Raw genomic sequence first — 23,345 nt, 5'->3', positions numbered from 1 at the left:
CATGACCCGCAAGGAACGTCTCGACTCCCTCGCCACCGCGGGCGCGGTCGACGAGCAGCCCGGCGTCTCGCTGATCCGCAGTGCGTGGCAGCGGCTGCGCCGCAACCCGATCTTCCTCATCGGCCTCGCGATCACGGTCGTCTTCGTGGTGCTCGCGGTGATCGCCCCGTGGATCGCCCCGTGGGACGTCACCGACCGCCCGCTGCTCGACAAGGTGCGTCCGCAGAGCAACCCGGTGCCTGGACCCGAGCCGGGCCACCTCCTCGGCGGCGACGACCGCGGCCGCGACCTGCTCTCGCGCCTGCTCGTGGGCAGCAGGCAGACGCTGATCGTCGGCGTCTTCGCCACGCTGTTCGGCCTGATCGGCGGCATCACGCTCGGCACGATCGCGGGCGCGATCGGTGGGTGGGTCGACTCGCTGGTGATGCGGATCGTCGACGTGATGCTCTCGATCCCGTCGCTGCTGCTGGCCTTCACCATCGCCTCGCTGGCCCGCAACCCCAGCCAGTGGACGGTCGTGACGGCCATCGCGATCATCCAGGTGCCGATCTTCGCCCGCCTGCTCCGGGGCTCGATGCTGGCGCAGCGGGCGAGCGACCACGTGCTCGCCGCGCGCTCCCTCGGCGTACGCCCCACGGCGATCGTGTTCCGGCACATGCTGCCCAACGCGATGGGCCCGGTGATCGTGCAGGCGACGTTGTCGCTCGCCGTGGCCATCATCGAGGCCGCGGCCCTGTCGTTCCTCGGGCTGGGCAACCCCGACCAGAGACAACCCGAATGGGGACAGATGCTCGGCCTGGCCCAGCCCTACATCACCGAGGCGCCGCACCTGGCGTTCTACCCGGCCGGGTGCATCATCGTGGTCGCGCTGGGGTTCACGCTGATGGGTGAGTCGCTCCGCGAGGCCCTCGACCCGAAGTCCAGGAGGTGACGAGGATGAACGAGACGACGCAGCTGACCCAGCAGTCCCGCCACCCGATGGGGTCCGCCGAGCCGCTCCTGTCGGTCCGCGACCTCGAGGTGACCTTCACCCGCCACGGCGAGGCGCCCTTCAAGGCCGTCGACGGCGTCAGCTTCGACGTACGTCCCGGGCAGACCGTGGGCCTGGTCGGTGAGTCCGGCTGCGGCAAGTCCGTGACGTCGCTCGCGATCATGGGGCTGCTCCCGGCCCGCGGCAACCGGGTCTCCGGCTCCGCAGTCTTCGACGGTGAGGACCTGCTCGCGTTGTCGCCGTCGGCGATGCGCGACCGCCGCGGCGCGGACATCGCGATGATCTTCCAGGACCCGCTGTCCTCGCTGAACCCGGTGATCACCATCGGCCGCCAGGTGACCGAGGTGATGGAGCGCCACCAGGGCCTGAGCCGCAAGGAGGCCACCCCGAAGGCCGCCGAGCTGCTCGACCGGGTCGGCATCCCCGACCCCAAGGCCCGGCTGGTGAACTACCCCCACCAGCTCAGCGGCGGCATGCGCCAGCGGGCGCTGATCGCGATGGCCCTGGCGTGCAACCCTCGCCTGCTCATCGCCGACGAGCCCACCACGGCGCTCGACGTGACGATCCAGGCGCAGATCCTCGCCCTGCTCAAGGAGCTCGTCGTCGACACCGGCACCGCGCTGGTGATGATCACCCACGACCTCGGCGTCGTGGCCGGACTGTGCGACGAGGTCAACGTGCTCTACGGCGGCAAGATCGTCGAGCGCGGTGGCCGGCACGGCCTCTTCGAGCGGCCCCGCCACCCCTACACCGTCGGCCTGCTCAACTCGATCCCGCGGCTCGACGCGCCACGGGGCGAGAAGCTCTCTCCCGTCCCAGGGTCGGTCGCCGACAACCTCCCGTGGGCCTCGGCGTGCGCCTTCGCCCCCCGCTGCGCCAACGTCCTCGACGTCTGCACGCGGGAGATGCCCGAGTGGGAGGGCGACCAGGTGGTCGGCTTCCGCTGCTTCAACCCGATGGGAGGGACGCGGTGAGCACCACGGCGGACCAGGCCGCGAGCCCGACTGCCCCCGACGCCACGGACGTGCTGGTCGAGGTCACGGGGCTCGAGGTGCACTTCCCGATCAAGAGCGGCATCATCTTCGACCGCACGGTCGGCCATGTCCGCGCCGTCGACGGCGTCGACCTGTCGATCCGGCGCGGCGAGACCTACGGCCTGGTGGGGGAGTCGGGCTGCGGCAAGTCCACGCTGGGAAAGGCGATCCTCAACCTCGAGCCGCCCACCGCCGGGTCGGTGGTCTTCGACGGCGTCGACATCGCCTCGCTGAAGGGGGAGGCGCTGCGCACGGAGCGCAAGCGCTTCCAGATGGTCTTCCAGGACCCGATGTCGAGCCTCGACCCACGCCAGACCGTGGAGGACCTGCTGCTCGAGGGGATGCGTGCCCACGGCCTCGTCACCGACAAGGCAGCGACCCACACGCGGCTGCGGGAGCTGTTGGCCTCGGTCGGGCTCCCGGCCGCCGCGCTGAGCAAGTACCCCCACGAGTTCTCCGGCGGCCAGCGCCAACGCATCGGCATCGCCCGGGCGCTGTCGGTCGGTCCCGACCTGATCGTCGCCGACGAGCCGGTCAGCGCCCTCGACGTCTCCATCCAGGCGCAGGTGATCAACCTTCTCCAGGACCTCCAGGACGACCTCGGCCTGACCTACCTCGTCGTCGCCCACGACCTCGCCGTCGTGCGCCACATCAGCGACCGCATCGGCGTGATGTACCTCGGCGGCCTCGTCGAGGAGTCCGACGCCGGCGAGCTGTACGACGTACCGCTGCACCCCTACACGCGCGCCCTGATGTCGGCGGTGCCGGTGCCCGACCCGAAGGTCGAGGACTCGCGCGAGCAGATCCTGCTCTCCGGCGACCTGCCCTCGCCCGCGAACCCGCCCACGGGGTGCCGCTTCCACACCCGCTGCCCGTGGCGGCAGGAGACGCTGTGCGACACCGAGCGCCCGCAGCTGCGGGTGGTCGACGTGCCGGGCGTCTCGGCGAGCCACCGCGTGGCCTGCCACTTCGCCGAGCAGATCGCGTCCGGGGAGCTGCAACCGCACGAGGTCGACGCGCAGGCGATCAGCCCCTGGAGCCAGCCGGGTGACCCCAACGAGCCCCTCGTCCCGGCCGACGCCTACAACACCCCCGACATCGGCGGCTTCTGAGGAAGGGGAGCGGTCGTCAGTCGGCCGACTCGCCGGTGGACACGTCGCGCGCCGGGGACTCTCGGACCGGGAGCGGGGGCACGACGCCGCCCTTGGTCGGGCAGAACTGGTGGTAGGAGCACCAGTCGCACAGCCGGGACGGGCTCGGCCGCCAGTCGCCGGTCTGCTGGGCGAGCTGGATGGCCGCCCACAGCGCCTCGACCTTGCGCTCCGTGGCACGGAGGTCGGCCTCGTCGGGCTCGTAGCGGACGATCTCGCCGTTGCCGAGGTAGATCAGCTGGAGCATCGAGGGGACGACGCCGCGCAACCGCCAGATCACCAGCGCGTAGAACTTCATCTGGAAGATCGCCTTGGCCTCGAACCCGATCGCGGGGGACTTCCCGGACTTGTAGTCCACCACCCTGATGCGGCCGTCGGGGGCCACGTCGATGCGGTCGACGAAGCCGCGGAGCAGCAGCTTGGAGTCGAGGAGGGCCTCGACGTAGAGCTCGCGCTCGGCGGGCTCGAGGCGCCGCGGGTCCTCGAGGTCGAAGTAGCGGTCCAGCACGGTGCGGCACGAGGCCAGCCACGACGCCACGTCGGGCCCCTCCCCGCCGAACATCCCGGCCAGCCCGGGCTCCGCCTCGAGCAGCGCGTCCCACGCGGGCACGAGCATGTCGGCGGCCCGACCGGGCGTGCGGTCGAGCGCGGGGAGGTCGAAGAGGTCCTCGAGCACCTTGTGGACGACCGTGCCGCGGACCGCGTCGGGCGACGGCTCCTCCGGGAGGCGGTCGATGGTGCGGAAGCGATACATCAACGGGCAGGTCATGAAGTCGCCGGCCCGACTGGGCGACAGCGCTCCGAGCACGTCGACACCGTCCACCGCGGTGGAGATCCGCTCGGCGGGGGACCCGGTGGCGGGAGACGGTGCAGCGGGGATCGACATGACGCGGTCACCCTAGGCGAGGCGTACGACAGTGCCTGCACGCCGCCTGCGGGTGGGTGGCATTCGTTAGGGTCGTGTCGTGCCTGATGACACCCCTGGTCCGCCTGCTGCCGAGGGGCAGTCCACCCGCCGCGCCCCGCGCGCACCGGGCACCCTGCGGATCGGCTCGATCGCCGGCATCGACGTGCTGATCACCAGCTCGTGGTTCATCGTGGCCCTGCTGATCTCGCTGACGTTCGCCCCGCGCATCGAGCAGGTGGAGCCCGGTCTCGGCTTCTGGAAGTACGTCGCCGGCTTCGTGTTCGCCGTGGTGCTCTACCTCTCCGTCCTGCTGCACGAGGCCTCGCACGCGGTCACCGCGCAGCGCCTCGGCTACGGCGTCACCTCGATCACGCTGCACTTCCTCGGCGGGATGACGGAGATCGACGGGCAGTCACGCAAGCCGCGGCACGAGTTCTGGATCGCCGTGGTCGGCCCGCTCACGTCGATCGCTGTCGGCCTCGCCGCGGTCGGCCTGTGGTTCGTGGTCCCAGCCGGACTGCTGCGCGAGGCGGTCTGGAGCCTGGCCGCGGCCAACCTGGTGATCGGCGTGCTCAACCTCGTCCCGGGTCTGCCGCTCGACGGGGGTCGCGTGCTCAAGGCGGTGGTCTGGGGTGCCTCCGGCAACCAGCACCGCGCCACGATCGTGGCCGCGTGGGGCGGACGGCTGGCCGCGCTGGCCCTCCTCGCCTGGCCCGTGGTGCAGGAGCCGCTGACCGGTGTCGAGCCGACGATCATGGACCTGGTGCTCGTCTTCATCCTCGGGCTGTTCCTGTGGACCGGCGCGACCGCTTCCATGGCGCACGCCCGGCTCCGCCAGCGCCTGCCGGCCCTCGTCGCCCGTCCCCTCGCGCGACGCACGCTCACCGTCCCGGAGGACCTGCCGCTGGCCGAGGCGGTGCGTCGGGCGCAGGAGGCCCAGGCGGGCAGCATCGTCACCGTCTCGCCCGACGGCCGCCCACTGGGCATCGTCAGCGAGGCGGCGGTGACCGCCATGCCGGCCGAGCGCCGCCCCTGGGTGCCGGTGTCGACCGTCGCCCGGGCGATGGAGGAGGGGCTGACCCTGCCGGCCACGGTGGCGGGGGAGGAGCTGATCCTCGCCATCAGCAGGCGCCCGGCCGAGGAGTACCTCCTCGTCGAGGAGGACGGCCGCATCTACGGCGTGCTCTCGACCGCAGACGTCGACCGGGCGTTCCGGGAGAACGCCGCCGGCTGAGTGAATCGGCGCTCCGGCCACTAGTCTGCGCGGCATGTCCGAGCAGTCTCCCGACGTCCCCGCCGAGGCCTGGTCCGGCGTCCACCGCGGCCCCCTGCGCGAGGGGGAGTGGGTCCGCCTCACCGACCAGAAGGGCCGCAAGCACAACTTCGAGCTGGTCGCGGGCAAGCGCTTCTTCTCCAACAAGGGCCACCTCGACCACGACGACCTGATCGGCCGCGACGAGGGCTTCACGGTCACCTCCTCGGCCGGCGGGCAGTACCTCGTGTTCCGGCCGCTGCTCAACGAGTTCGTGGTCTCGATGCCGCGCGGCGCGGCCGTGGTCTACCCCAAGGACGCAGCCCAGATCGTCTCGCTGGCCGACATCTACCCCGGTGCGCGCGTCGTGGAGGCGGGTGCCGGCTCCGGCGCCCTCACCTGCTCGCTGCTGCGTGCGGTCGGCCCGTGGGGACGGGTCACGTCCTTCGAGCTGCGCGAGGAGTTCGCCGAGGTCGCCCGTCGCAACGTCGACCAGTTCTTCTCCGCCCCCGAGGGGCAGACGCACCCGGCGTGGGACCTGCGCCTCGGCGACCTCAAGGAGGGCCTGCCCGCGCTCGGGGTCCAGGTCGACCGCATCATCCTCGACATGCTCGATCCGTGGAGCTGCGTCGACGCCGTCGCCGACGCCCTCGTGCCCGGCGGCATCGTGTGCGCGTACGTCGCGACCACGACCCAGCTCTCCCGCGTCGTGGAGACCCTGCGGGTCCACGGCGGCTTCACCGAGCCGCAGCCGTGGGAGTCGCTGGTGCGCGACTGGCACGTCGAGGGCCTCGCGGTCCGTCCCGGCCACAAGATGATCGGCCACACCGCCTTCCTCGTCACCGCACGCCGGATGGCGCCGGGGGAGAAGCCGCCGCGCAAGACCCGCCGACCCGCGCCCGGCGCCTACGGCCCGGACTACACCGGCCCCCGTCCGGCCGACGTACCTCCCCTGGAGACCACGGACGGACACCCCGACCGCGACCTGTGAGCAATGGGGGCCTCGCTCCCACGCGTGCGTGCCGGGTGCAAAGCCTCCGGGGAGCCACGATGAACCCAGCGTTGCGAAACGGTGATCAACACGGCGAGATATTCACTTCCGTCCCATCGATCAGTGGGTAGTGTCGCAGGGGAGCACGACGGGAAGAGGTGCGAGATGTCCGAGCCGACACGCGAGCAACTTGCCACTCAGGTGCGCTACCTGGAGGCCGAGGTCACCGACCTGCGCCGCCGCCTCGACGACGCACCGGGGCTGGCCCGCGGCCTGGAGACGCGCCTGGCGGACGCCCAGCGCTCGCTGGCCGCCGTGTCCAGCCAGAACGAGCGCCTCGCGCAGACGCTGCGCGACGCGCGTGACCAGATCACCACGCTCAAGGAGGAGGTCGACCGGCTGGCGCAGCCGCCCGCCGGCTTCGGCACCTTCCTCACGCGCAACGACGACGACTCCGTCGACGTGTTCACCGGCGGCCGCAAGCTGCGCGTGAGCGTCAGCCCCGCCGTCGACCTCGACGGCCTCGTGCGCGGCCAGGAGGTCATGCTCAACGAGGCCCTCAACGTGGTCGCCGCGCTCGACTTCGAGCAGGTCGGCGAGGTCGTCATGCTCAAGGAGATCCTGGCCGACGGCGAGCGCGCGCTCGTGATCGCCAACGCCGACGAGGAGCGCGTCGTGCGCCTCGCCGAGCCGTTGCGCGCCGAGGACGTCACCATCCGCGCCGGCGACTCGCTGCTGCTCGACACCCGGGCCGGCTACGTCTACGAGGTCGTGCCCAAGTCCGAGGTCGAGGAGCTCGTGCTGGAGGAGGTGCCCGACATCGAGTACGGCTCGATCGGCGGCCTCACCAGCCAGATCGACGCCATCCGCGACGCGGTCGAGCTGCCCTACCTCCACCCGGAGCTGTTCAAGGACCACGAGCTCAAGCCGCCGAAGGGCGTGCTGCTCTACGGCCCGCCCGGCTGCGGCAAGACGCTGATCGCCAAGGCCGTCGCGAACTCGCTGGCCAAGAAGGTGTCCGAGCGCACCGGCGCGTCGGGGAAGTCGTACTTCCTCAACATCAAGGGCCCCGAGCTGCTCAACAAGTACGTCGGCGAGACCGAGCGCCACATCCGCCTGGTCTTCCAGCGGGCGCGGGAGAAGGCCTCGCTGGGCACGCCGGTCATCGTGTTCTTCGACGAGATGGACTCGCTGTTCCGCACCCGCGGCTCGGGCGTCTCCTCCGACGTGGAGAACACGATCGTGCCGCAGCTGCTGAGCGAGATCGACGGCGTCGAGGCGCTGGAGAACGTCCTCGTCATCGGCGCCTCCAACCGCGAGGACATGATCGACCCGGCCATCCTGCGCCCGGGCCGCCTCGACGTGAAGATCAAGATCGAGCGCCCCGACGCCGAGTCGGCGCGCGACATCTTCTCCAAGTACCTCACCCCGACCCTGCCGCTGCACGCCGAGGACCTCGCCGAGTTCCACGACGACCGCGAGGCCACCGTGAACGCGATGATCCGGGCGACCGTCGAGCGGATGTACACCGAGTCCGAGGAGAACCGCTTCCTCGAGGTCACCTACGCCAACGGTGACAAGGAGGTCCTCTACTTCAAGGACTTCAACTCCGGCGCGATGATCCAGAACATCGTCGACCGCGCGAAGAAGATGGCGATCAAGGACTTCCTCGACAGCGACCTCAACCCCGCCCAGCGCGGCCTGCGCGTCCAGCACATGCTCCAGGCGTGCGTCGACGAGTTCAAGGAGAACGAGGACCTGCCCAACACGACCAACCCCGACGACTGGGCGCGGATCTCGGGCAAGAAGGGTGAGCGCATCGTGTTCATCCGCACCCTCATCACCGGCAAGCAGGGCACCGAGCCCGGCCGCTCGATCGACACCGTGGCCAACACGGGCCAGTACCTGTGAGCCGCCGGTGACGCGGGAGGACGACCTCGGGCACAGCGACATCGAGGCCGCCCTGGCGACACGTCGCGAGCTCGGCGCCCGCTACGACGCCGAGCTGGTCGAGGGCTTCGCCGAGCGCATCGAGCGGGCCGTCGACCGGCGCGTGGCCGACCAGGTCGCCCTGCAGCGCGGTCGGACCGCGGCGGTGGCCGGTGCCGGCGCCCGCCAGCTCGCGCTCGGCATCGTCTCCCTGGTCGCCTTCATCCCGATCAGCATCGCCCTCGGCGTCAACGACCAGTTCCTCGCCCTGCTGGTGACGCTGGCGGGCATCGTCGCGGTCAACCTCGCGCACGCCTGGCAGTCGCGCCAGCCCTGAGCGACCCACCCGCCGGGAGGGGCCCGCCAGGGCCTCCGCAGGGCTAGGTTGAGCAGATGCGAACCATTCTGATCATCATCGTCGTCGTCATCGTGGTCATCTTCCTCCTGGGGTTCCTGCGCCGCGGGCGCTGAGGAACCGGTCGACCTCGGGGTCGACGACGAGACGTCAGTCCGCCAGCAGCCGGTAGCCGTAGGTCCACGGGCGGCTGGCGGCCGGGCCCGGCAGGTACTCCTGCTGGACCTCCAGGACGTGCCACCCTGCCTCGGCCACCATGGCGGGCACGTCGCGCGTGAGGTGGCAGCCGCCCGCGATCGCGCGCTGCACCGGCTCGAGGCGGCGCTGCCAGCGGCGTACGGACTCGTCGGGCGCCAGCCCGTGCTCCAGCACGTGGAGCCGGCCGCCCGGGCGCACGACCCGCCGCGCCTCGCGCAGCGCGAGGACCGGGTCGGGGATCGTGCAGAGGCTGAAGGTGACCAGGGCGCTGTCGTGCGACGCGTCGGGCAGGTCGAGATGTTGGCCGTCGAGGCCGGCCCGCTCGACCGGCAGGGTGGTGCGGTCGCGCCTGCGCTCGGAGAGCCGCCAGCCGAGGTCGGAGGGCTCGATGGCGGTGACGCCCGTGACCTCGGGCGGGTACCACCGCACGTTCAGGCCACTGCCGAAGCCGATCTCGAGAACCCGGCCGGTCAGCCCGGCGCAGGCGACCTCCCTGAGCTCACCCACCTCGTGGCTGCGCAGGCTCAGATCCGTCAGACGCGGCACGACTCGTTCGTCCCACAGCCGTAGGCTCATGCCCATGAGCGTACGACGCGTGATGGGCACCGAGGTCGAGTACGGCATCTCGGTGCAGGGGCAGCCCGCGGCCAACCCGATGGTGGCGTCCTCGCAGATCGTCAACGCCTACGCCTCCTCGACCGTCAAGGCCCGGCGCGCCCGGTGGGACTTCGAGGAGGAGTCCCCGCTGCGCGACGCGCGAGGCTTCGACATGGCCCGGCAGATCGCCGATCCGAGCCAGCTGACCGACGAGGACCTCGGGTTGGCCAACGTCATCCTCGGCAACGGCGCCCGGCTCTACGTCGACCACGCGCACCCGGAGTACTCCTCGCCCGAGGTGACCACCCCGCTCGACGTGGTGCGGTGGGAGAAGGCGGGGGAGCAGGTCATGCTCGACGCCTCGCGGATGGCCGCGCAGATCCCGGGCAGCGCGCCGATCCTGCTCTACAAGAACAACACCGACAACAAGGGCGCCTCCTACGGCGCCCACGAGAACTACCTGATGCGCCGCTCGACGCAGTTCGCCGAGATCGTGCGCCACCTGACGCCGTTCTTCGTCTCCCGGCAGGTCGTCACCGGTGCCGGGAGGGTGGGCATCGGCCAGGACGGCCGCGACCACGGCTTCCAGATCAGCCAGCGTGCCGACTACTTCGAGGTCGAGGTGGGCCTCGAGACCACGCTGAAGCGACCGATCATCAACACCCGCGACGAGCCGCACGCCGACCCGGCGGTCTACCGCCGCCTCCATGTCATCCTCGGCGACGCCAACCTCGCGGAGATCTCGATCTACCTCAAGTCCGGCACCACGTCGCTGGTGCTGGCGATGATCGAGGACGGCTTCATCGACGCCGACCTGTCCGTCGAGGGCGCGGTGCGCGCCCTGCGCGACGTCTCGCACGACCCGACCCTGCGCCACCTGATCACGCTCCGCGACGGGCGCCGGCTCACCGCCGTGCAGCTGCAGCTGGAGTACCTCGACCTCGCCCGCAAGTTCGTCGAGGACCGCTACGGCGCCGACGCCGACGAGCAGACCCTCGACGTCCTCCAGCGGTGGGAGTCGGTGCTGACCCGCCTCGAGCGCGACCCGATGGAGTGCGCGGGGGAGCTCGACTGGGTCGCCAAGCTCAAGCTGCTCACCCAGTACCGCGACCGCGACGACCTCGACTGGGACGACGCCAAGCTGCACCTCATCGACCTCCAGTACGCCGACATCCGTCCCGACAAGGGGCTCTACCACCGGCTCGCCGCGTCCGGCCGGATCCAACGGCTGCTCGACGACGCCACGATCGAGGCGGCGATGCACGAGCCGCCGACCGACACGCGGGCCTACTTCCGCGGCCGGTGCCTCGACAAGTACGCCGACTCGGTCGCCGCGGCGTCGTGGGACTCGGTGATCTTCGACCTGCCCGGTCGCGAGTCGCTCCAGCGGGTGCCCACGATCGACCCGCTGCGCGGCACCCGCGCCCACGTCGGCGAGCTCATCGACCGCAGCGACACCGCCCAGGCGCTGGTCGCGGCGATCACCCGCTGATCCGACGCGCCGTCCGCCGACCGCGAACGTCCTTGTGACGTCGGCGGGAGTGGATAGGGTCACTGGTATGGCCCAGGAGCAGAAGCAGCCGCGCAAGTCCTCGCAGGAGGAGACGGCGACCGAGGAGGTCGTCGAGAGCGACGTCGCCGAGCGCAAGGAGATGATCGACGAGGACGTCGACGCGATCCTCGACGAGATCGACGAGGTGCTCGAGACCAACGCCGAGGACTTCGTGAAGTCGTTCATCCAGAAGGGTGGACAGTGACCGACCAGTCACGACTGCCCGCGTCCTACATGACGCCGGGCACGTCGAGCTTCGCCGACTTCCTGGGCGCCCAGGCGCCCGACCTGCTCCCGTCGCGCCGTGCCGTCCCAGCCGGTGACGCCGGCGACCTCGCGCCGCACGGCACCACGATCGTCGCCGCGACCTTCGACGGCGGGGTCGTGATGGCCGGCGACCGACGGGCCACGATGGGCAACATCATCGCCCAGCGCGACATCCAGAAGGTCTTCCCGGCCGACGAGTTCTCCGTGGTCGGCATCGCCGGCACCGCCGGGCTCGCCGTCGAGATGGTGCGGCTGTTCCAGACCGAGCTCGAGCACTACGAGAAGATCGAGGGCACCACGCTCTCGATGGACGGCAAGGCCAACCGGCTCGCAGCGCTCATCCGCGCCAACCTCGGCCTCGCCATGCAGGGCCTCGCGGTCGTCCCGCTGTTCGCCGGCTACGACCTCGCCGCCGGTCAGGGCCGGATCTTCAGCTACGACGTGACGGGCGGGCGCTACGAGGAGACCGCCTTCCACTCGGTCGGCTCGGGCTCGCTGTTCGCCCGCGGCTCGCTGAAGAAGCTCTACCGCGACGACCTCGACGAGGAGGAAGCCGTCACCGCCGTCATCCAGGCGCTCTACGACGCCGCCGACGACGACTCCGCCACCGGCGGCCCCGACCTGACCCGCCGGATCTTCCCGGTCGTCCACGTGATCACGCCCGCGGGCGGTCGACGGATGCCCGAGGACGAGGTCTCCGCGATCGCCGACCGGATGATCGCCTCGCGGATGCAGCGTCCCGACGGACCCGCCGCGGCACTGGTCTGAGCAGGAGGACCCCAGACATGTCCATGCCATTCTACGTCTCGCCCGAGCAGCTGATGAAGGACCGCGCCGACTTCGCGCGCAAGGGCATCGCCCGCGGCCGGTCGGTCGTCGCGATCCAGTACGCCGACGGGATCCTGTTCGTCTCGGAGAACCCCTCGCAGGCGCTGCACAAGGTGAGCGAGATCTACGACCGGATCGCCTTCGCGGCGGTCGGTCGCTACAACGAGTTCGAGAACCTCCGCATCGCCGGCGTACGCCTCGCCGACATGCGGGGCTACGCCTACGACCGCCGTGACGTCACCGGGCGGGGGCTGGCCAACGCCTACGCCCAGACCCTCGGCACGATCTTCTCCTCCGGCGGCGAGAAGCCCTACGAGGTGGAGATCTTCGTCGCCGAGATCGGCGACCGTGTCGAGGACGACCAGCTCTACCGCCTCACCTACGACGGCCAGGTGGCCGACGAGCACGGCTTCGCCGTGATGGGCGGCGCGGCCGACGTGGTCGCCGGCTACCTCAAGGAGCACTACGAACCCGGCGCACCGCTCGAGGCGGCGCTGCGACTGGCGGTCGCCGCGCTGGGCCACAGCGAGACCGACGACCGGGTGATCCCGACCGACGACCTCGAGGTCGCGGTGCTCGACCGCACCCGCACGCAGCCGCGCAAGTTCCTGCGGCTGCGCGAGCCGCGGCTCACGGAGGTCCTCGGCGAGCGCGGCCCGGCCGAGCCGGCCGCAACGGCACCGGAGGACGCGGTGGCGGGCGCGGCGCCCCAGCAGGGCGCCCACGACGATCCCGCGGACCCGACCGATCAGGTCAGCGGTGCGACGCCGCCCCTGGAGAACCCGGTGACCGGGGAGCCTCCGGTGGCCCCGCCCGTGGCGCCCCCGGTCGCGCCGCCCGCGCGGCCGTCCGAGCAGGGTCCGACCGACCCCGCGTCCCCGGGCGACGCACCGCCACCGGCGCCGCAGCCTCCGATCGACCCGCACGGTCCCGGCACGTCGCCCACCGACCCGCTGGGCTAGGCAGGTCAGGAGAGCGGCAGACGGGCGGGTCAGCGCAGGTTGAGACCCGGCCACTGCGCGGTCGCGACCGTGGGGATCCCGCGCAGGCGTCGCTGGTAGCGCACCAGCGGGGCGAACTCGTCGAGCGCGCGCCACAGCCGCTGGTGCGCGGCCCAGGGGAGCGGGCCGGTCGGCCGCACGTTGCCGTCAGGGCCGAACTCGTGCCACGCGTCCCCGAAGCCGATCCAGACCGGCGTCCACTCCGAGGCGTCGTCCCACTCGCCGCGCCGCTGCTCCACCAGGCGCCTGCGCAGCTGGAACTCCATCCGGGGCCCGTCCACGACCACCGGCGCCGTGCGCACCGGCCAGAGCCACAGGTCGTCGGTCATCACGCGCAGCTCGAGGCCCGCCACCGCGCCCGGCTCGACCAGCACGGTCGCGACGAGGTGGCGAGGTCCCATGGAGGAACGCTCACCCGAGCGGGCGCGAGCCGTCAAGGGCGGGGTCCGCAGGGTGTCGGAGCCCGGAAGTCCGTGGCGGATGACCCGACCGAGACTAGGGTGGCGGTGTGGACCGGCGGATCTTCGGCATCGAGAACGAGTACGGCGTGACGTGCACGTTCAAGGGCCAGCGCCGCCTGAGCCCCGACGAGGTCGCGCGCTACCTCTTCCGCAAGGTGGTCAGCTGGGGTCGCTCGTCCAACGTCTTCCTCCGCAACGGCGCGCGTCTCTACCTCGACGTGGGCAGCCACCCGGAGTACGCCACGCCCGAGTGCGACGACATCGTCGACCTGGTCACCCACGACAAGGCCGGCGAGCGGATCCTCGAGGGTCTGCTCCTCGACGCGGAGAACCGCCTCCACGAGGAGGGCATCTCCGGCGACATCTACCTCTTCAAGAACAACACCGACTCCGCCGGAAACTCCTACGGCTGCCACGAGAACTACCTCGTCGGCCGTGCCGGGGAGTTCAGCCGATTGGCCGACATCCTGATCCCGTTCCTCGTGACGCGGCAGATCGTGGTCGGCGCCGGCAAGGTCGTGATGACCCCGCGCGGGGCGTCGTACAGCGTGAGCCAGCGCGCCGAGCACATCTGGGAGGGCGTCAGCAGCGCCACCACCCGCAGCCGCCCGATCATCAACACCCGCGACGAGCCGCACTCCGACGCCGAGCGGTTCCGCCGCCTGCACGTCATCGTCGGCGACTCCAACATGAGCGAGACGACCACGCTGCTCAAGGTGGCCTCCTGTGACCTGGTCCTCCGGATGATCGAGGAGGGCGTGGTGATGCGCGACCTCACCATGGAGAACCCGATCCGCGCGATCCGCGAGATCAGCCACGACACCACGGGGCGCCGCAAGGTCCGCCTGGCCAACGGGCGCGAAGCGAGCGCGCTGGAGATCCAGGGCGAGTACCTCTCCAAGGCCCGCGACTTCGTCGACCGCCGCCAGATCTCCACGCCGACCATCGAGCGCGCCCTCGACCTGTGGGAGCGCGGCCTGAAGGCGGTGGAGTCCGACGACCTCGGCCTGGTCGACCGCGAGATCGACTGGGTCATCAAGCTCAAGCTCCTCGAGCGCTACCGCGCCAAGCACGGCCTCTCGCTCGGCGACGCGCGCATCGCGCAGCTCGACCTCGCCTACCACGACATCCACCGCGGCCGTGGCCTCTACTACCTCCTCGAGAAGCGGGGCGCCGTCGCCCGGGTCACCAGCGACCTGAAGATCTTCGAGGCCAAGAGCGTCCCGCCGCAGAACACCCGCGCCCGGCTGCGCGGCGAGTTCATCCGCAAGGCCCAGGAGCGGCGCCGGGACTTCACCGTCGACTGGGTGCACCTCAAGCTCAACGACCAGGCGCAGCGCACCGTGCTCTGCAAGGACCCGTTCAAGGCGTACGACGAGCGCGTGCAGCGGCTCATCGACGGGATGTGACCTCGCTTTCCTCCACCGCCGGCGGTGTCGCGGCCACGTGGGTAGGAGTCGCTGGATAGGGTGTCCCGGCAACGCCGACCGATCGATTAGGTGAACCTGTGTCTCGTGTACGTTCCGCTGCCCTCAGCGGTGTCCTCACCCTCAGCCTGCTCGGACTCGCCGCCTGCGGCTCCGGGTCCAGCGACACCGAGGAGGGCGGCCAGCCGCTCAGCTCGGTGACCATCGAGGGCAAGCAGGGCGAGGAGCCCAAGGTCACCTTCGACGGACGCCTCGACGGCTCGACGGAGGAGACCGACGTCCTGGTCGAGGGCGACGGTGAGACCGTCGCCGACGGCGACACGGTCTCGGCGAACTGGTGGATCGGCAACGGCTTCACGGAGAAGGAGGCCCAGAGCACCTACACCAAGGACGGGGCCACCCAGTCCGTCGAGCTCTCCGACGAGATCCTGCCGTTCCTGCGCGAGGCGATGATCGGCCACAAGGTCGGCGACCGCGTCGTGCTGCTCACCTCCGCGGAGGAGGCCTACGGCGAGTCCGGCAACCCCACCATCGGCATCGGCAACAAGGACGCCGTGCTCGCCGTCGTCGACATCATGGACCGCTCCGAGACGGTCCCGACCCTCGACGGCCCCCAGGGCGAGGAGAAGGAGCCCGCGAGCTGGGCCCCCACGCTCATCGAGAAGGACGGCGTGATCACCGGGCTCGACTTCACCGACGCCCACAAGCCGACCGGCAAGCTCATCGCCACCACGCTCGTCAAGGGCGACGGCGCCAAGGTGAAGTCCGGCCAGACCCTCACCGTCGACTACCTCGGCCAGGTCTACGACGCCAAGCAGCCCTTCGACGAGTCCTACAGCGGTGAGCCCGCCGAGTTCCCGATCGGCGTCGGCCAGGTCATCAAGGGCTGGGACGAGCGCCTCGTCGGCCGCACGGTCGGCTCGCGGGTGATCCTCGAGATCCCGCCGGCCGACGGCTACGGCAAGACGGGCAACGAGCAGGCCGGCATCAAGGGCACCGACACGCTCTTCTTCGTCGTCGACATCCTCAAGGCCTCCTGAGGCCGGCCACCACCTCACGGACGACAGGGGGAGCGGAGGATGGCACAGCCACGCGCAGAGCGGCTGATGAACCTGCACATCCTGCTGCTCGGGGCCAAGCGGTTCATCAGCAAGGACGCGATCCGCGATGCCTGCTACGCCGAGCACCCGCGCGGCGGCGCGGGGGACGAGGCGTTCGAGCGCGCCTTCGAGCGCGACAAGGACGCCCTGCGCCAGATCGGCGCGGTCATCGAGGTCGGGAGCGCGGACGCCTTCTTCGACGACGAGATCGGCTACCGCATCCCCACCGAGCAGACCTCGCTGCCGGAGATCCGCTTCGAGTCCGACGAGGCGGCCGTGCTCGGGCTGGCCGCGCAGGTCTGGCAGCACGCGACCCTCGCCAAGGCCACGGGACGTGCACTCGCCAAGCTCAAGGGCCAGGGCGTCGAGATCGACCCGTCACGCCTGGAGGTGGTGGCGCCGGCCATCACCGCCGACGAGCCGGCCTTCGAGCCGATCTGGGACGCCGTGGGCAAGCGCCGCCAGGTGAGCTTCCCCTACCAGCGGGCCACCGAGACCGAGCCGACCACGCGTCGGCTCCAGCCCTGGGGGCTGGCCCGCTCCTCCGGCCGCTGGTACGTCGTCGGCTTCGACGTCGACCGCGGCGCGGAGCGCGTCTTCCGCCTCTCCCGCATCGTCGGCCCCGTCCGCCCGACCGGCAAGTCGGGTGCGTACGACGTCCCGCCCGGCACCGACGTGCGCGCGGTCGCGCGACGGCTGTCCCCGTCGTTCCCCGCCGTCCGGGCCGAGCTGCAGGTGCGGCAGGGGACCGGCGTCGGGCTGCGCCGTCGTGCGGAGTCCGTGTCGCCCGACGCCTCCGGCTGGGACACGCTGGTCGTCGAGGGGCCGGTCCACGAGCTGGCGGACGAGGTGCTCACCTACGGCGCGGACGTCGTCGCACGGGCTCCGCAGGCGCTGCGCGACGAGGTCGTGTCGCGGCTGCGCGCGATCGTGGAGAGCGCGACGTGACGACCCAGCCCGCCGACACCGCTCCCGACCAGGTCGCCCGCCTCCTGGCGCTGGTGCCCTACCTCCTCGCCCGCGGCGAGGTGCGGCTCGACGACGCCGCGGCCCACTTCGGCACCGACGCCGCGCAGATCGAGCGCGACCTGCGCCTGCTCTTCATGACCGGCCTGTCGCCCGGCCTGCCCGGCGACCTCATCGAGGTCGACCTCGACGCGCTCGAGGGCGACCGGATGATCCGGGTCGACAACGCCGACTACCTCGCCCGGCCGGTCCGGTTCTCGCCCGCGGAGGCCACGGCACTGGTCGTCGCGCTGCGCACGATGGCCGACTCGGCGCCCGAGGGCGCGGCCGACGTGATCGAGCGGACCCTGGCCAAGCTCGAGGAGGCGGCCGGCGCCGACGGCGAGGACCTGCTCCGCCTGCACGTCCTGCCCACGCCGCTGGAGGCCAGTGCCGTGGTGCCGGTGCTGGAGTCCGCGATCGCCCACGGTCGCCAGGTCGAGATCACCTACTACGTGCCTTCGCGCGACCAGGAATCGCGCCGCACCGTCGACCCGCGCGGCCTGGCCCGCGTCGAGGACCTGCTCTACCTCGACGCGTGGTGCCACACCGCGCAGGGCGACCGGGCCTTCCGGGTCGACCGGATCGTGACCGCGCGCGAGCTCGACACCGAGGTGGCCGACAAGGGCGCGCGCCCCCGCGACCTGACCGGCGGCTGGTTCACCGACGCCGAGACCACCACGGTGACGCTCCGGCTGGCGCCGCCCGCGCGGTGGGTGATCGAGTACTACCAGGTCACCGACCAGCGCCCCGGTCCGCACGGCACGATCGACGTCGACCTCGAGGTGGCCAGCGAGCAGTGGGCCCAGTCCCTGCTCTTCCGCCTCGCCCCGCACGCGATGCTGCTCGCGCCCGCCGACTACGCCGACACGTTCAGGGCCACAGCGCGGGAAGCGCTCAGCCTCTACGAGGGTGACGGCGTAGACTCGACCCGCACACCGCAGGACCACCCACACACAACGGAGTAAGTCATGAGCAACCCCCTGATCGGCATGCCACAGGGTCTGGAGTGGCTGGTGATCCTCGCGATCGTCGTGCTCGTCTTCGGTGCCGCCAAGCTTCCCGACCTCGCCCGCAGCTCGGGCCAGGCGCTGCGCATCTTCAAGACCGAGACCAAGGGCCTGCGTGACGACGACGACGCCCAGGCGACGCCCGAGCAGCGCGAGATCCAGACCCGCAACGAGTCGGACGGCGAGACCTCGGGCGAGGTGCTCCGCGAGCGCCGCGACGACACCACCGCCTGAGCGCGGGAGCCACCACCAGCCGTGAGGATCGCCGGTCTCGTCGGCCTGTTCAAGGGCCGGCCGCACCATGCCGTCGGGCCCGACGGCCGGATGGCGCTCTCGGACCACTTCCGTGAGTTCCGGGCACGCCTGCTGCGCTGCCTGCTGGTGTTCTCGGTCGCGCTGGCGGTGGCGATCTTCTTCCGCCACGCGATCTACGACGCCGTCTACGGCCCCTACCAGGACGCGCAGAAGACCCTGGCCGAGGGCACCTCGATCGCCACGACCAGCGGCGCCGGCGCGGGTCTGCTGCTCTGGCTCACGCTGTGCGGCTTCGCCTCGGCCATCGTCACCGCGCCCTACTGGCTCTACCAGGTGTGGGCCTTCGTGCTGCCGGGGCTCTACGCCCAGGAGCGGAAGATGACCCGCGTCTTCGTTGCCGTCGCCGGGCCGCTCTTCATCACCGGCGTCGTCCTCGGCTACGTCACCCTGCCGCTCGCGCTGGAGGTGCTGATCGGCTTCAACCCCGACGGCGTCACCAACCTGATCGACTTCAACGACTACCTGCAGTTCTTCACCCGCACGCTCTTCGTCTTCGGCCTGGCGTTCAACATCCCGGTCTTCGTGGTGCTGCTCAACTTCGCCGGAGTGGTGAAGGGCTCGGCACTGAAGGCCTACCGGCCGTGGATCATCATCGGCACGTTCATCTTCGCGGCCGTGGCGACGCCGTCGGCCGACCCGTTCTCGATGACCCTGATGGCGGTCCCGATGGTGCTGCTCTTCTTCGCCTCCGAGGCGATCGCCCGGATCAACGACCGGCGCCGTGCCGGCCGGTCGGTCAACCGCGGCCTCGACCCCGACGAGCTCTCACCGCTCTGACGGAGGCCGGCGACGGGTCTGACAGGGTGGACCCCATGCAGGCCGCGATCACCGACATCGATCCGTTCGACCTGCCCGACTGGCTGGGCACGCACGAGGTCGTGTGGCGTGCCGACGCCGGACTCCGCACCGGCCACCTCGTCCGGGGCCGGCTGACCGCCGACGGCGAGCCCGACCTGGTGTGCGACCTGCTGGCCGTCGACGAGGCCTACCCCGAGCCGGTCGTCGACGACGTGACCCGCCTCCGCGTGCACCAGGCCTGGCGGCACGGCCAGGTCGTGGTCGGCGACCTCGGCGGCCGGACGGTGCTCGCGGTGCCCGGCACCCGCTTCGGCCCCGACCTCGTCCTCGAGGCCCTGTCCCGGCTCGCGCGCGCGGTCGGCGCACACGCCGAGCGCTACGCGGCGCTGCTGCGGCTCAGCGTGTAGGAGTCCGCGGACTCCAGGCTCGGGGATAGGGTCGCGCTCATGCACGACCCGTCTGTGCCCGCACCAGTGCGGGGCCGCGAGATCGCCCTGCTGACCAACCCCACGGCCGGCAAGGGCAAGGGGGCCCGCAACCGCGACGTGGCCCTCGCCCGGCTGCGCGAGAGCGGCTTCATCGTGCGCAACCTCCAGGGCCGTGATGCCGACGAGGCCGCCGACCTCGCCCGCGCATGCGTGGCCGACGGCGTGGAGGCGCTGGTGGTCTGCGGGGGAGACGGGCTGGTGCACCTCGGTGCCCAGGCGGTCGCCCGCACTGGCGTCCCGCTGGGCCTGATCCCGAGCGGCACCGGCAACGACGTGGCGCGCTACCTCGGCCTGCCGCGCACCGACCCGGCCGCCGCGGCGGACCGCATCATCGCCTCGCAGCGACGCACCATCGACCTGGCCCGCTGCGGCGACCGCTACTTCGTGACCGTGCTGGCGGCCGGCTTCGACGCCATCGTCAACGAGCGGGCCAACGCGATGCGCTGGCCCCGGGGGCAGATGCGCTACAACCTGGCCACCCTCGCCGAGCTCCGCACGTTCCGCCCGATCCCCTACGTGCTCCAGCTCGACAGTGAAGACGGGTCCGAGACCGTCCAGCACGAGGCGATGCTCGTCGCAGTCGGCAACGGCCCGTCCTTCGGCGGCGGGCTGCGGATCACCGAGGGCGCGCTGCTCGACGACGGACTGCTCGACGTCGTGATGATCACCCGGATGAGCAAGCCCAAGCTGGTGCGCTCTTACCCGCGACTGTTCACCGGCAAGATCGACGGCGTCGCGGAGTACGTCCACCGGCGGGTGCGCTCGGTGACCGTGGCGGCGCCCGGCATCGTGTCGTACGCCGACGGCGAGCGCTTCGGCCCGCTGCCCCTCACCGTCGAGTGCGCCCCGGGCGCCCTGGAGGTCATCGCATGAGCGAGGACGAGCAGTCGCACGCCGAGCGCTACGCGGCGTTCCAGCGCGACAAGGACTACCCGATGCTCAAGGACTTCGCCGGCCTCTACGGCTTCGAGCTCGACGACTTCCAGGTCCGGGCGTGCCGCGAGATCGAGGACGGCCGCGGGGTGTTGGTCGCCGCCCCCACCGGGTCGGGCAAGACGGTCGTCGGCGAGTTCGCCATCCACCTGGCGCTGCAGACCGGCCGCAAGGCGTTCTACACCACCCCGATCAAGGCGCTGTCGAACCAGAAGTACTACGACCTGGTCAAGCGCTACGGCGCCGAGAACGTCGGCCTGCTGACCGGTGACAACGTGGTCAACGGCGAGGCGCCGGTGGTCGTGATGACCACCGAGGTGCTCCGCAACATGCTCTACGCCGGCTCGCGGACGCTGCTGGGGCTGGGCTACGTCGTGATGGACGAGGTGCACTACCTCGCCGACCGGATGCGCGGCGCGGTGTGGGAGGAGGTGATCATCCACCTGCCCGAGTCGGTGACGCTGGTGTCGCTCTCGGCGACGGTCTCCAACGCCGAGGAGTTCGGCGAGTGGCTGGCCACCGTCCGCGGCGAGACGACGACCGTGCTGGAGGAGAAGCGGCCGGTGCCGCTGTTCCAGCACGTCATGGTCGGGCGCCGGCTGCTCGACCTGTTCGCGTCCTCCGACGTCGACGCCAGTGCGGGCTTCGTGAAGGAGGGCGCGCCGGTCAACGACGAGCTGACCCGGATCGCCCGCGACGACTGGGCCAGCACCCGGTTGATGCGCGACCGTCGCTCACCGCGCAAGGGCAAGCCCGGGTCGTCGAAGAACCCGCGCTCGGTCGGCAACGGACGCCGGGTCTGGATCCCCAGCCGCGTCGAGGTCGTCGAGCGTCTCGACCGCGAGGGCCTACTGCCGGCCATCGTGTTCATCTTCAGCCGCGCGGGCTGCGACGCCGCGGTGACCCAGCTGGTGCAGGCGAACACACGCCTCACCACCGCGGCCGAGCGCGACGAGATCTACGCGCGCGTCGAGGAGGCCTCGCGCACGCTGCCCGAGGAGGACCTGCACGTCCTGGGCTACCACGAGTTCCTCGACGGGCTCACCCGCGGCATCGCCGCCCACCACGCGGGCCTGCTGCCGGCCTTCAAGCAGGTGGTCGAGGAGCTGTTCCAGGAGGGCCTGGTCAAGGTCGTCTTCGCCACCGAGACCCTCGCGCTCGGCATCAACATGCCAGCCCGCACCGTGGTCATCGAGAAGCTCTCGAAGTGGAACGGCGAGTCCCACGCCGACCTGACTCCGGGGGAGTACACCCAGCTGACCGGCCGTGCCGGGCGACGGGGCCTCGACATCGAGGGCCACGGCGTCGTGCTCTACCAGCCCGGGATGAACCCCCGCGAGGTCGCCGGACTCGCCTCGACCCGCACCTATCCGCTGCGCTCGTCGTTCCGGCCGTCGTACAACATGGCGGTCAACCTGGTGCACCAGTTCGGCCGGGCGCGCTCGCGCGAGCTGCTCGAGCAGTCCTTCGCGCAGTTCCAGGCCGACAAGGCCGTCGTCGGCCTCGCCCGGCAGGTGCACAAGGCCGAGGAGGCGCTCGACGGCTACCGCGACGCTGCGACCTGCCACCTCGGCGACTTCATGGAGTACGCCGGGCTGCGCCGTCGCATCTCCGACCTCGAGAAGGGCGCCGCGCGCGAGCGACGCCAGGACCGCCGGGGTGAGGCGGCCGCGTCGCTGGGCCGACTGCGTCCCGGCGACGTGATCCAGGTGCCGGCCGGCAAGTTCAGCGGCCTCGCGGTCGTCATCGACCCCGGCACCTCAGGCGACGAGCCGCGCCCGTACGTCGTCACGGCCGACCGCCAGGCGCGGCGGCTGGCGATGATGGACTTCCCGGTCCCGGTGGAGTCGATCGGCCGGCTGCGGATCCCCAAGTCGTTCAACGGCCGCAACCCCGGCCAGCGGCGCGAGCTCGCCAACGCGCTCCGCTCGCGCGCCGACTCCTTCGACACGCCGCAGCGGCGTACCAAGCCACAGCGCGACTCCTTCAGCGACACCGCCACCGACCGCGAGATCGGACGGCTGCGCGCGGACCTGAAGTCGCACCCGTGCCACCAGTGCCCGGACCGGGAGGACCACGCGCGGTGGGCCGAGCGGTGGTTCAAGCTCGAGCGCGACACCGAGACCCTCAAGCGGCGCGTCGAGAACCGCACCAACACCGTGGCCAGGACCTTCGACCGGGTCTGCGACGTGCTGACCGCGCTCGGCTACCTCGACGGCGACAAGGTCACCGAGCAGGGCGGTCACCTGCGCCGGATCTACACCGACATGGACCTCGTGGCCGCGGAGGCCATCCGCGCGGGGCTCTTCGACGAGCTCGCGCCCTCGGAGCTGGCTGCCGTGCTGTCGGCGCTCGTCTTCGAGGCCCGCCGTGCCGACGACGCGTCGTCGCCGAAGCTCCCCGGTGGCCGGGTCCAGCCGGTGCTCGGCGAGCTGGTGCGGCTGTGGGGCCAGCTCGACGCCCTCGAGCGCGACCACAGGCTCGACTTCCTGCGCGAGCCCGACCTGGGCTTCGCGTGGGCGGCGTGGCGGTGGGCCGAGGGCGACGACCTCGACGACGTGCTGATGGTGACCGGCCTCTCCGCCGGCGACTTCGTGCGCTGGATGAAGCAGCTGCTCGACCTGTGCGGCCAGGTGGCCGACGCGGCCGGCGACAGCCCGCTGCGTGGCACGGCCCGGGCGACGGCGGCGGCGATCAAGCGCGGCGTGGTCGCCTACTCGGTGCTGGCCGAGTAGGGCTGTGGCAGGCTCACCCG

The 23,345-nt window shown here is 71.4% G+C and carries 23 protein-coding genes; 20 read left to right on the top strand and 3 right to left on the bottom strand.

Annotated features, from left to right (window positions below):
* The first annotated feature begins 1 nt into the window (after position 1).
* The 3 genes from ACE3QY_RS05805 to ACE3QY_RS05795 are packed head-to-tail and all read left to right on the top strand — an operon-like array spanning position 2 to position 3,137.
* Complete coding sequence (locus ACE3QY_RS05805) at positions 2 to 931, top strand: ABC transporter permease (protein ID WP_374455060.1); 930 nt, start codon at positions 2 to 4, stop codon at positions 929 to 931.
* Between the two features lie 5 nt (positions 932 to 936).
* Positions 937 to 1,965 (top strand): ABC transporter ATP-binding protein, encoded by a 1,029-nt coding sequence (locus tag ACE3QY_RS05800; RefSeq protein WP_374455059.1) that lies wholly within the window; start codon positions 937 to 939, stop codon positions 1,963 to 1,965.
* Positions 1,962 to 3,137 carry an ABC transporter ATP-binding protein gene (locus ACE3QY_RS05795; protein WP_374455058.1) on the top strand — a complete coding sequence of 392 codons (1,176 nt, stop codon included), beginning with the start codon at positions 1,962 to 1,964 and terminating at the stop codon, positions 3,135 to 3,137. The genes ACE3QY_RS05800 and ACE3QY_RS05795 overlap by 4 nt, the downstream gene beginning before the upstream one ends.
* 16 nt (positions 3,138 to 3,153) lie before the next feature.
* On the opposite strand, the gene ACE3QY_RS05790 is transcribed toward ACE3QY_RS05795, so the two are convergent.
* Positions 3,154 to 4,062 carry a RecB family exonuclease gene (locus tag ACE3QY_RS05790; protein ID WP_374455057.1) on the bottom strand — a complete coding sequence of 303 codons (909 nt, stop codon included), beginning with the start codon at positions 4,060 to 4,062 and terminating at the stop codon, positions 3,154 to 3,156.
* 79 nt (positions 4,063 to 4,141) lie between these two features.
* On the opposite strand from ACE3QY_RS05790, the gene ACE3QY_RS05785 reads away from it, so the two are divergent.
* The 4 genes from ACE3QY_RS05785 to ACE3QY_RS05770 all read left to right on the top strand — a co-directional run bounded on the left by ACE3QY_RS05785 (position 4,142) and on the right by ACE3QY_RS05770 (position 8,592).
* On the top strand, positions 4,142 to 5,317 hold the full coding sequence (locus ACE3QY_RS05785; protein WP_374455056.1) for a M50 family metallopeptidase: 1,176 nt from the start codon (positions 4,142 to 4,144) through the stop codon (positions 5,315 to 5,317).
* 34 nt (positions 5,318 to 5,351) lie between these two features.
* The gene (locus tag ACE3QY_RS05780) at positions 5,352 to 6,326 is read left to right on the top strand and encodes a tRNA (adenine-N1)-methyltransferase (protein ID WP_374455055.1); all 975 of its coding nucleotides are present in this window, start codon (positions 5,352 to 5,354) and stop codon (positions 6,324 to 6,326) included.
* A gap of 165 nt (positions 6,327 to 6,491) precedes the next feature.
* Entirely contained in the window at positions 6,492 to 8,237 is a 1,746-nt protein-coding gene (arc, locus tag ACE3QY_RS05775) for a proteasome ATPase (RefSeq protein ID WP_374455054.1), read from the top strand.
* A gap of 7 nt (positions 8,238 to 8,244) precedes the next feature.
* Positions 8,245 to 8,592, top strand: coding sequence for a hypothetical protein (locus ACE3QY_RS05770; protein ID WP_374455053.1), 348 nt, complete (start codon positions 8,245 to 8,247; stop codon positions 8,590 to 8,592).
* A 168-nt stretch (positions 8,593 to 8,760) separates the two neighbouring features.
* On the opposite strand, the gene ACE3QY_RS05765 is transcribed toward ACE3QY_RS05770, so the two are convergent.
* Positions 8,761 to 9,384, bottom strand: a complete 624-nt coding sequence (locus tag ACE3QY_RS05765) for a class I SAM-dependent methyltransferase (RefSeq protein ID WP_374455052.1) — start codon at positions 9,382 to 9,384, stop codon at positions 8,761 to 8,763.
* Positions 9,385 to 9,388: 4 nt separating this feature from the next.
* On the opposite strand from ACE3QY_RS05765, the gene dop reads away from it, so the two are divergent.
* The 4 genes from dop (at position 9,389) to prcA (ending at position 13,014) form a co-directional block, all read left to right on the top strand.
* Positions 9,389 to 10,897: a depupylase/deamidase Dop gene (gene dop / locus ACE3QY_RS05760; RefSeq protein WP_374455051.1), complete on the top strand. Its 1,509-nt coding sequence runs from the start codon at positions 9,389 to 9,391 to the stop codon at positions 10,895 to 10,897.
* Positions 10,898 to 10,964: 67 nt separating this feature from the next.
* Entirely contained in the window at positions 10,965 to 11,162 is a 198-nt protein-coding gene (locus ACE3QY_RS05755; protein ID WP_056907732.1) for a ubiquitin-like protein Pup, read from the top strand.
* A gap of 29 nt (positions 11,163 to 11,191) precedes the next feature.
* The gene (gene prcB, locus ACE3QY_RS05750; protein ID WP_374455547.1) at positions 11,192 to 11,992 is read left to right on the top strand and encodes a proteasome subunit beta; all 801 of its coding nucleotides are present in this window, start codon (positions 11,192 to 11,194) and stop codon (positions 11,990 to 11,992) included.
* 17 nt (positions 11,993 to 12,009) lie between these two features.
* Positions 12,010 to 13,014, top strand: coding sequence for a proteasome subunit alpha (gene prcA, locus ACE3QY_RS05745; RefSeq protein ID WP_374455050.1), 1,005 nt, complete (start codon positions 12,010 to 12,012; stop codon positions 13,012 to 13,014).
* A 29-nt stretch (positions 13,015 to 13,043) separates the two neighbouring features.
* On the opposite strand, the gene ACE3QY_RS05740 is transcribed toward prcA, so the two are convergent.
* Positions 13,044 to 13,454, bottom strand: coding sequence for a hypothetical protein (locus tag ACE3QY_RS05740; protein WP_374455049.1), 411 nt, complete (start codon positions 13,452 to 13,454; stop codon positions 13,044 to 13,046).
* A 107-nt stretch (positions 13,455 to 13,561) separates the two neighbouring features.
* Between ACE3QY_RS05740 and pafA the strand changes: the two genes are divergently transcribed.
* From pafA to ACE3QY_RS05695, 9 genes are all read left to right on the top strand, one after another.
* Entirely contained in the window at positions 13,562 to 14,923 is a 1,362-nt protein-coding gene (gene pafA, locus ACE3QY_RS05735; protein ID WP_374455048.1) for a Pup--protein ligase, read from the top strand.
* Between the two features lie 98 nt (positions 14,924 to 15,021).
* Entirely contained in the window at positions 15,022 to 15,981 is a 960-nt protein-coding gene (locus tag ACE3QY_RS05730) for an FKBP-type peptidyl-prolyl cis-trans isomerase (RefSeq protein WP_374455047.1), read from the top strand.
* A gap of 39 nt (positions 15,982 to 16,020) precedes the next feature.
* Positions 16,021 to 16,989, top strand: coding sequence for a helix-turn-helix transcriptional regulator (locus ACE3QY_RS05725; RefSeq protein WP_374455046.1), 969 nt, complete (start codon positions 16,021 to 16,023; stop codon positions 16,987 to 16,989).
* Complete coding sequence (locus ACE3QY_RS05720) at positions 16,986 to 18,014, top strand: helix-turn-helix transcriptional regulator (protein WP_374455045.1); 1,029 nt, start codon at positions 16,986 to 16,988, stop codon at positions 18,012 to 18,014. Before ACE3QY_RS05725 ends, ACE3QY_RS05720 begins: the two co-directional genes overlap by 4 nt.
* 3 nt (positions 18,015 to 18,017) lie before the next feature.
* The gene (locus ACE3QY_RS05715) at positions 18,018 to 18,290 is read left to right on the top strand and encodes a Sec-independent protein translocase subunit TatA (protein WP_374455044.1); all 273 of its coding nucleotides are present in this window, start codon (positions 18,018 to 18,020) and stop codon (positions 18,288 to 18,290) included.
* 21 nt (positions 18,291 to 18,311) lie between these two features.
* The gene (gene tatC, locus ACE3QY_RS05710) at positions 18,312 to 19,148 is read left to right on the top strand and encodes a twin-arginine translocase subunit TatC (protein WP_374455043.1); all 837 of its coding nucleotides are present in this window, start codon (positions 18,312 to 18,314) and stop codon (positions 19,146 to 19,148) included.
* A 35-nt stretch (positions 19,149 to 19,183) separates the two neighbouring features.
* Positions 19,184 to 19,576: a hypothetical protein gene (locus ACE3QY_RS05705; protein ID WP_374455042.1), complete on the top strand. Its 393-nt coding sequence runs from the start codon at positions 19,184 to 19,186 to the stop codon at positions 19,574 to 19,576.
* A gap of 39 nt (positions 19,577 to 19,615) precedes the next feature.
* The gene (locus ACE3QY_RS05700; protein WP_374455041.1) at positions 19,616 to 20,530 is read left to right on the top strand and encodes a YegS/Rv2252/BmrU family lipid kinase; all 915 of its coding nucleotides are present in this window, start codon (positions 19,616 to 19,618) and stop codon (positions 20,528 to 20,530) included.
* Entirely contained in the window at positions 20,527 to 23,325 is a 2,799-nt protein-coding gene (locus ACE3QY_RS05695) for a DEAD/DEAH box helicase (protein WP_374455040.1), read from the top strand. Before ACE3QY_RS05700 ends, ACE3QY_RS05695 begins: the two co-directional genes overlap by 4 nt.
* Positions 23,326 to 23,345 lie beyond the last annotated feature (20 nt).

It is taken from the genome of Nocardioides sp., assembly GCF_041913365.1.
In the GTDB taxonomy this organism is placed as follows: domain Bacteria; phylum Actinomycetota; class Actinomycetes; order Propionibacteriales; family Nocardioidaceae; genus Nocardioides.
The sequence above is the reverse complement of the archived record's forward strand: the minus strand, read 5'-3'. Positions and strand labels throughout refer to the sequence as shown.

Excerpts from the sequence above, each read along its gene's own strand:
- ACE3QY_RS05805 (WP_374455060.1), top strand. The coding sequence starts at position 2 with ATGACCCGCAAGGAACGTCTCGACTCCCTCGCCACCGCGGGCGCGGTC.
- ACE3QY_RS05755 (WP_056907732.1), top strand. The coding sequence starts at position 10,965 with ATGGCCCAGGAGCAGAAGCAGCCGCGCAAGTCCTCGCAGGAGGAGACG.
- ACE3QY_RS05780 (WP_374455055.1), top strand. The coding sequence starts at position 5,352 with ATGTCCGAGCAGTCTCCCGACGTCCCCGCCGAGGCCTGGTCCGGCGTC.
- ACE3QY_RS05695 (WP_374455040.1), top strand. The coding sequence starts at position 20,527 with ATGAGCGAGGACGAGCAGTCGCACGCCGAGCGCTACGCGGCGTTCCAG.
- prcB (WP_374455547.1), top strand. The coding sequence starts at position 11,192 with ATGACGCCGGGCACGTCGAGCTTCGCCGACTTCCTGGGCGCCCAGGCG.
- prcA (WP_374455050.1), top strand. The coding sequence starts at position 12,010 with ATGTCCATGCCATTCTACGTCTCGCCCGAGCAGCTGATGAAGGACCGC.
- ACE3QY_RS05725 (WP_374455046.1), top strand. The coding sequence starts at position 16,021 with ATGGCACAGCCACGCGCAGAGCGGCTGATGAACCTGCACATCCTGCTG.
- dop (WP_374455051.1), top strand. The coding sequence starts at position 9,389 with ATGAGCGTACGACGCGTGATGGGCACCGAGGTCGAGTACGGCATCTCG.
- ACE3QY_RS05800 (WP_374455059.1), top strand. The coding sequence starts at position 937 with ATGAACGAGACGACGCAGCTGACCCAGCAGTCCCGCCACCCGATGGGG.
- ACE3QY_RS05715 (WP_374455044.1), top strand. The coding sequence starts at position 18,018 with ATGAGCAACCCCCTGATCGGCATGCCACAGGGTCTGGAGTGGCTGGTG.
- ACE3QY_RS05700 (WP_374455041.1), top strand. The coding sequence starts at position 19,616 with ATGCACGACCCGTCTGTGCCCGCACCAGTGCGGGGCCGCGAGATCGCC.
- ACE3QY_RS05790 (WP_374455057.1), bottom strand. The coding sequence starts at position 4,062 with ATGTCGATCCCCGCTGCACCGTCTCCCGCCACCGGGTCCCCCGCCGAG.
- ACE3QY_RS05705 (WP_374455042.1), top strand. The coding sequence starts at position 19,184 with ATGCAGGCCGCGATCACCGACATCGATCCGTTCGACCTGCCCGACTGG.
- ACE3QY_RS05740 (WP_374455049.1), bottom strand. The coding sequence starts at position 13,454 with ATGGGACCTCGCCACCTCGTCGCGACCGTGCTGGTCGAGCCGGGCGCG.
- arc (WP_374455054.1), top strand. The coding sequence starts at position 6,492 with ATGTCCGAGCCGACACGCGAGCAACTTGCCACTCAGGTGCGCTACCTG.
- ACE3QY_RS05765 (WP_374455052.1), bottom strand. The coding sequence starts at position 9,384 with ATGAGCCTACGGCTGTGGGACGAACGAGTCGTGCCGCGTCTGACGGAT.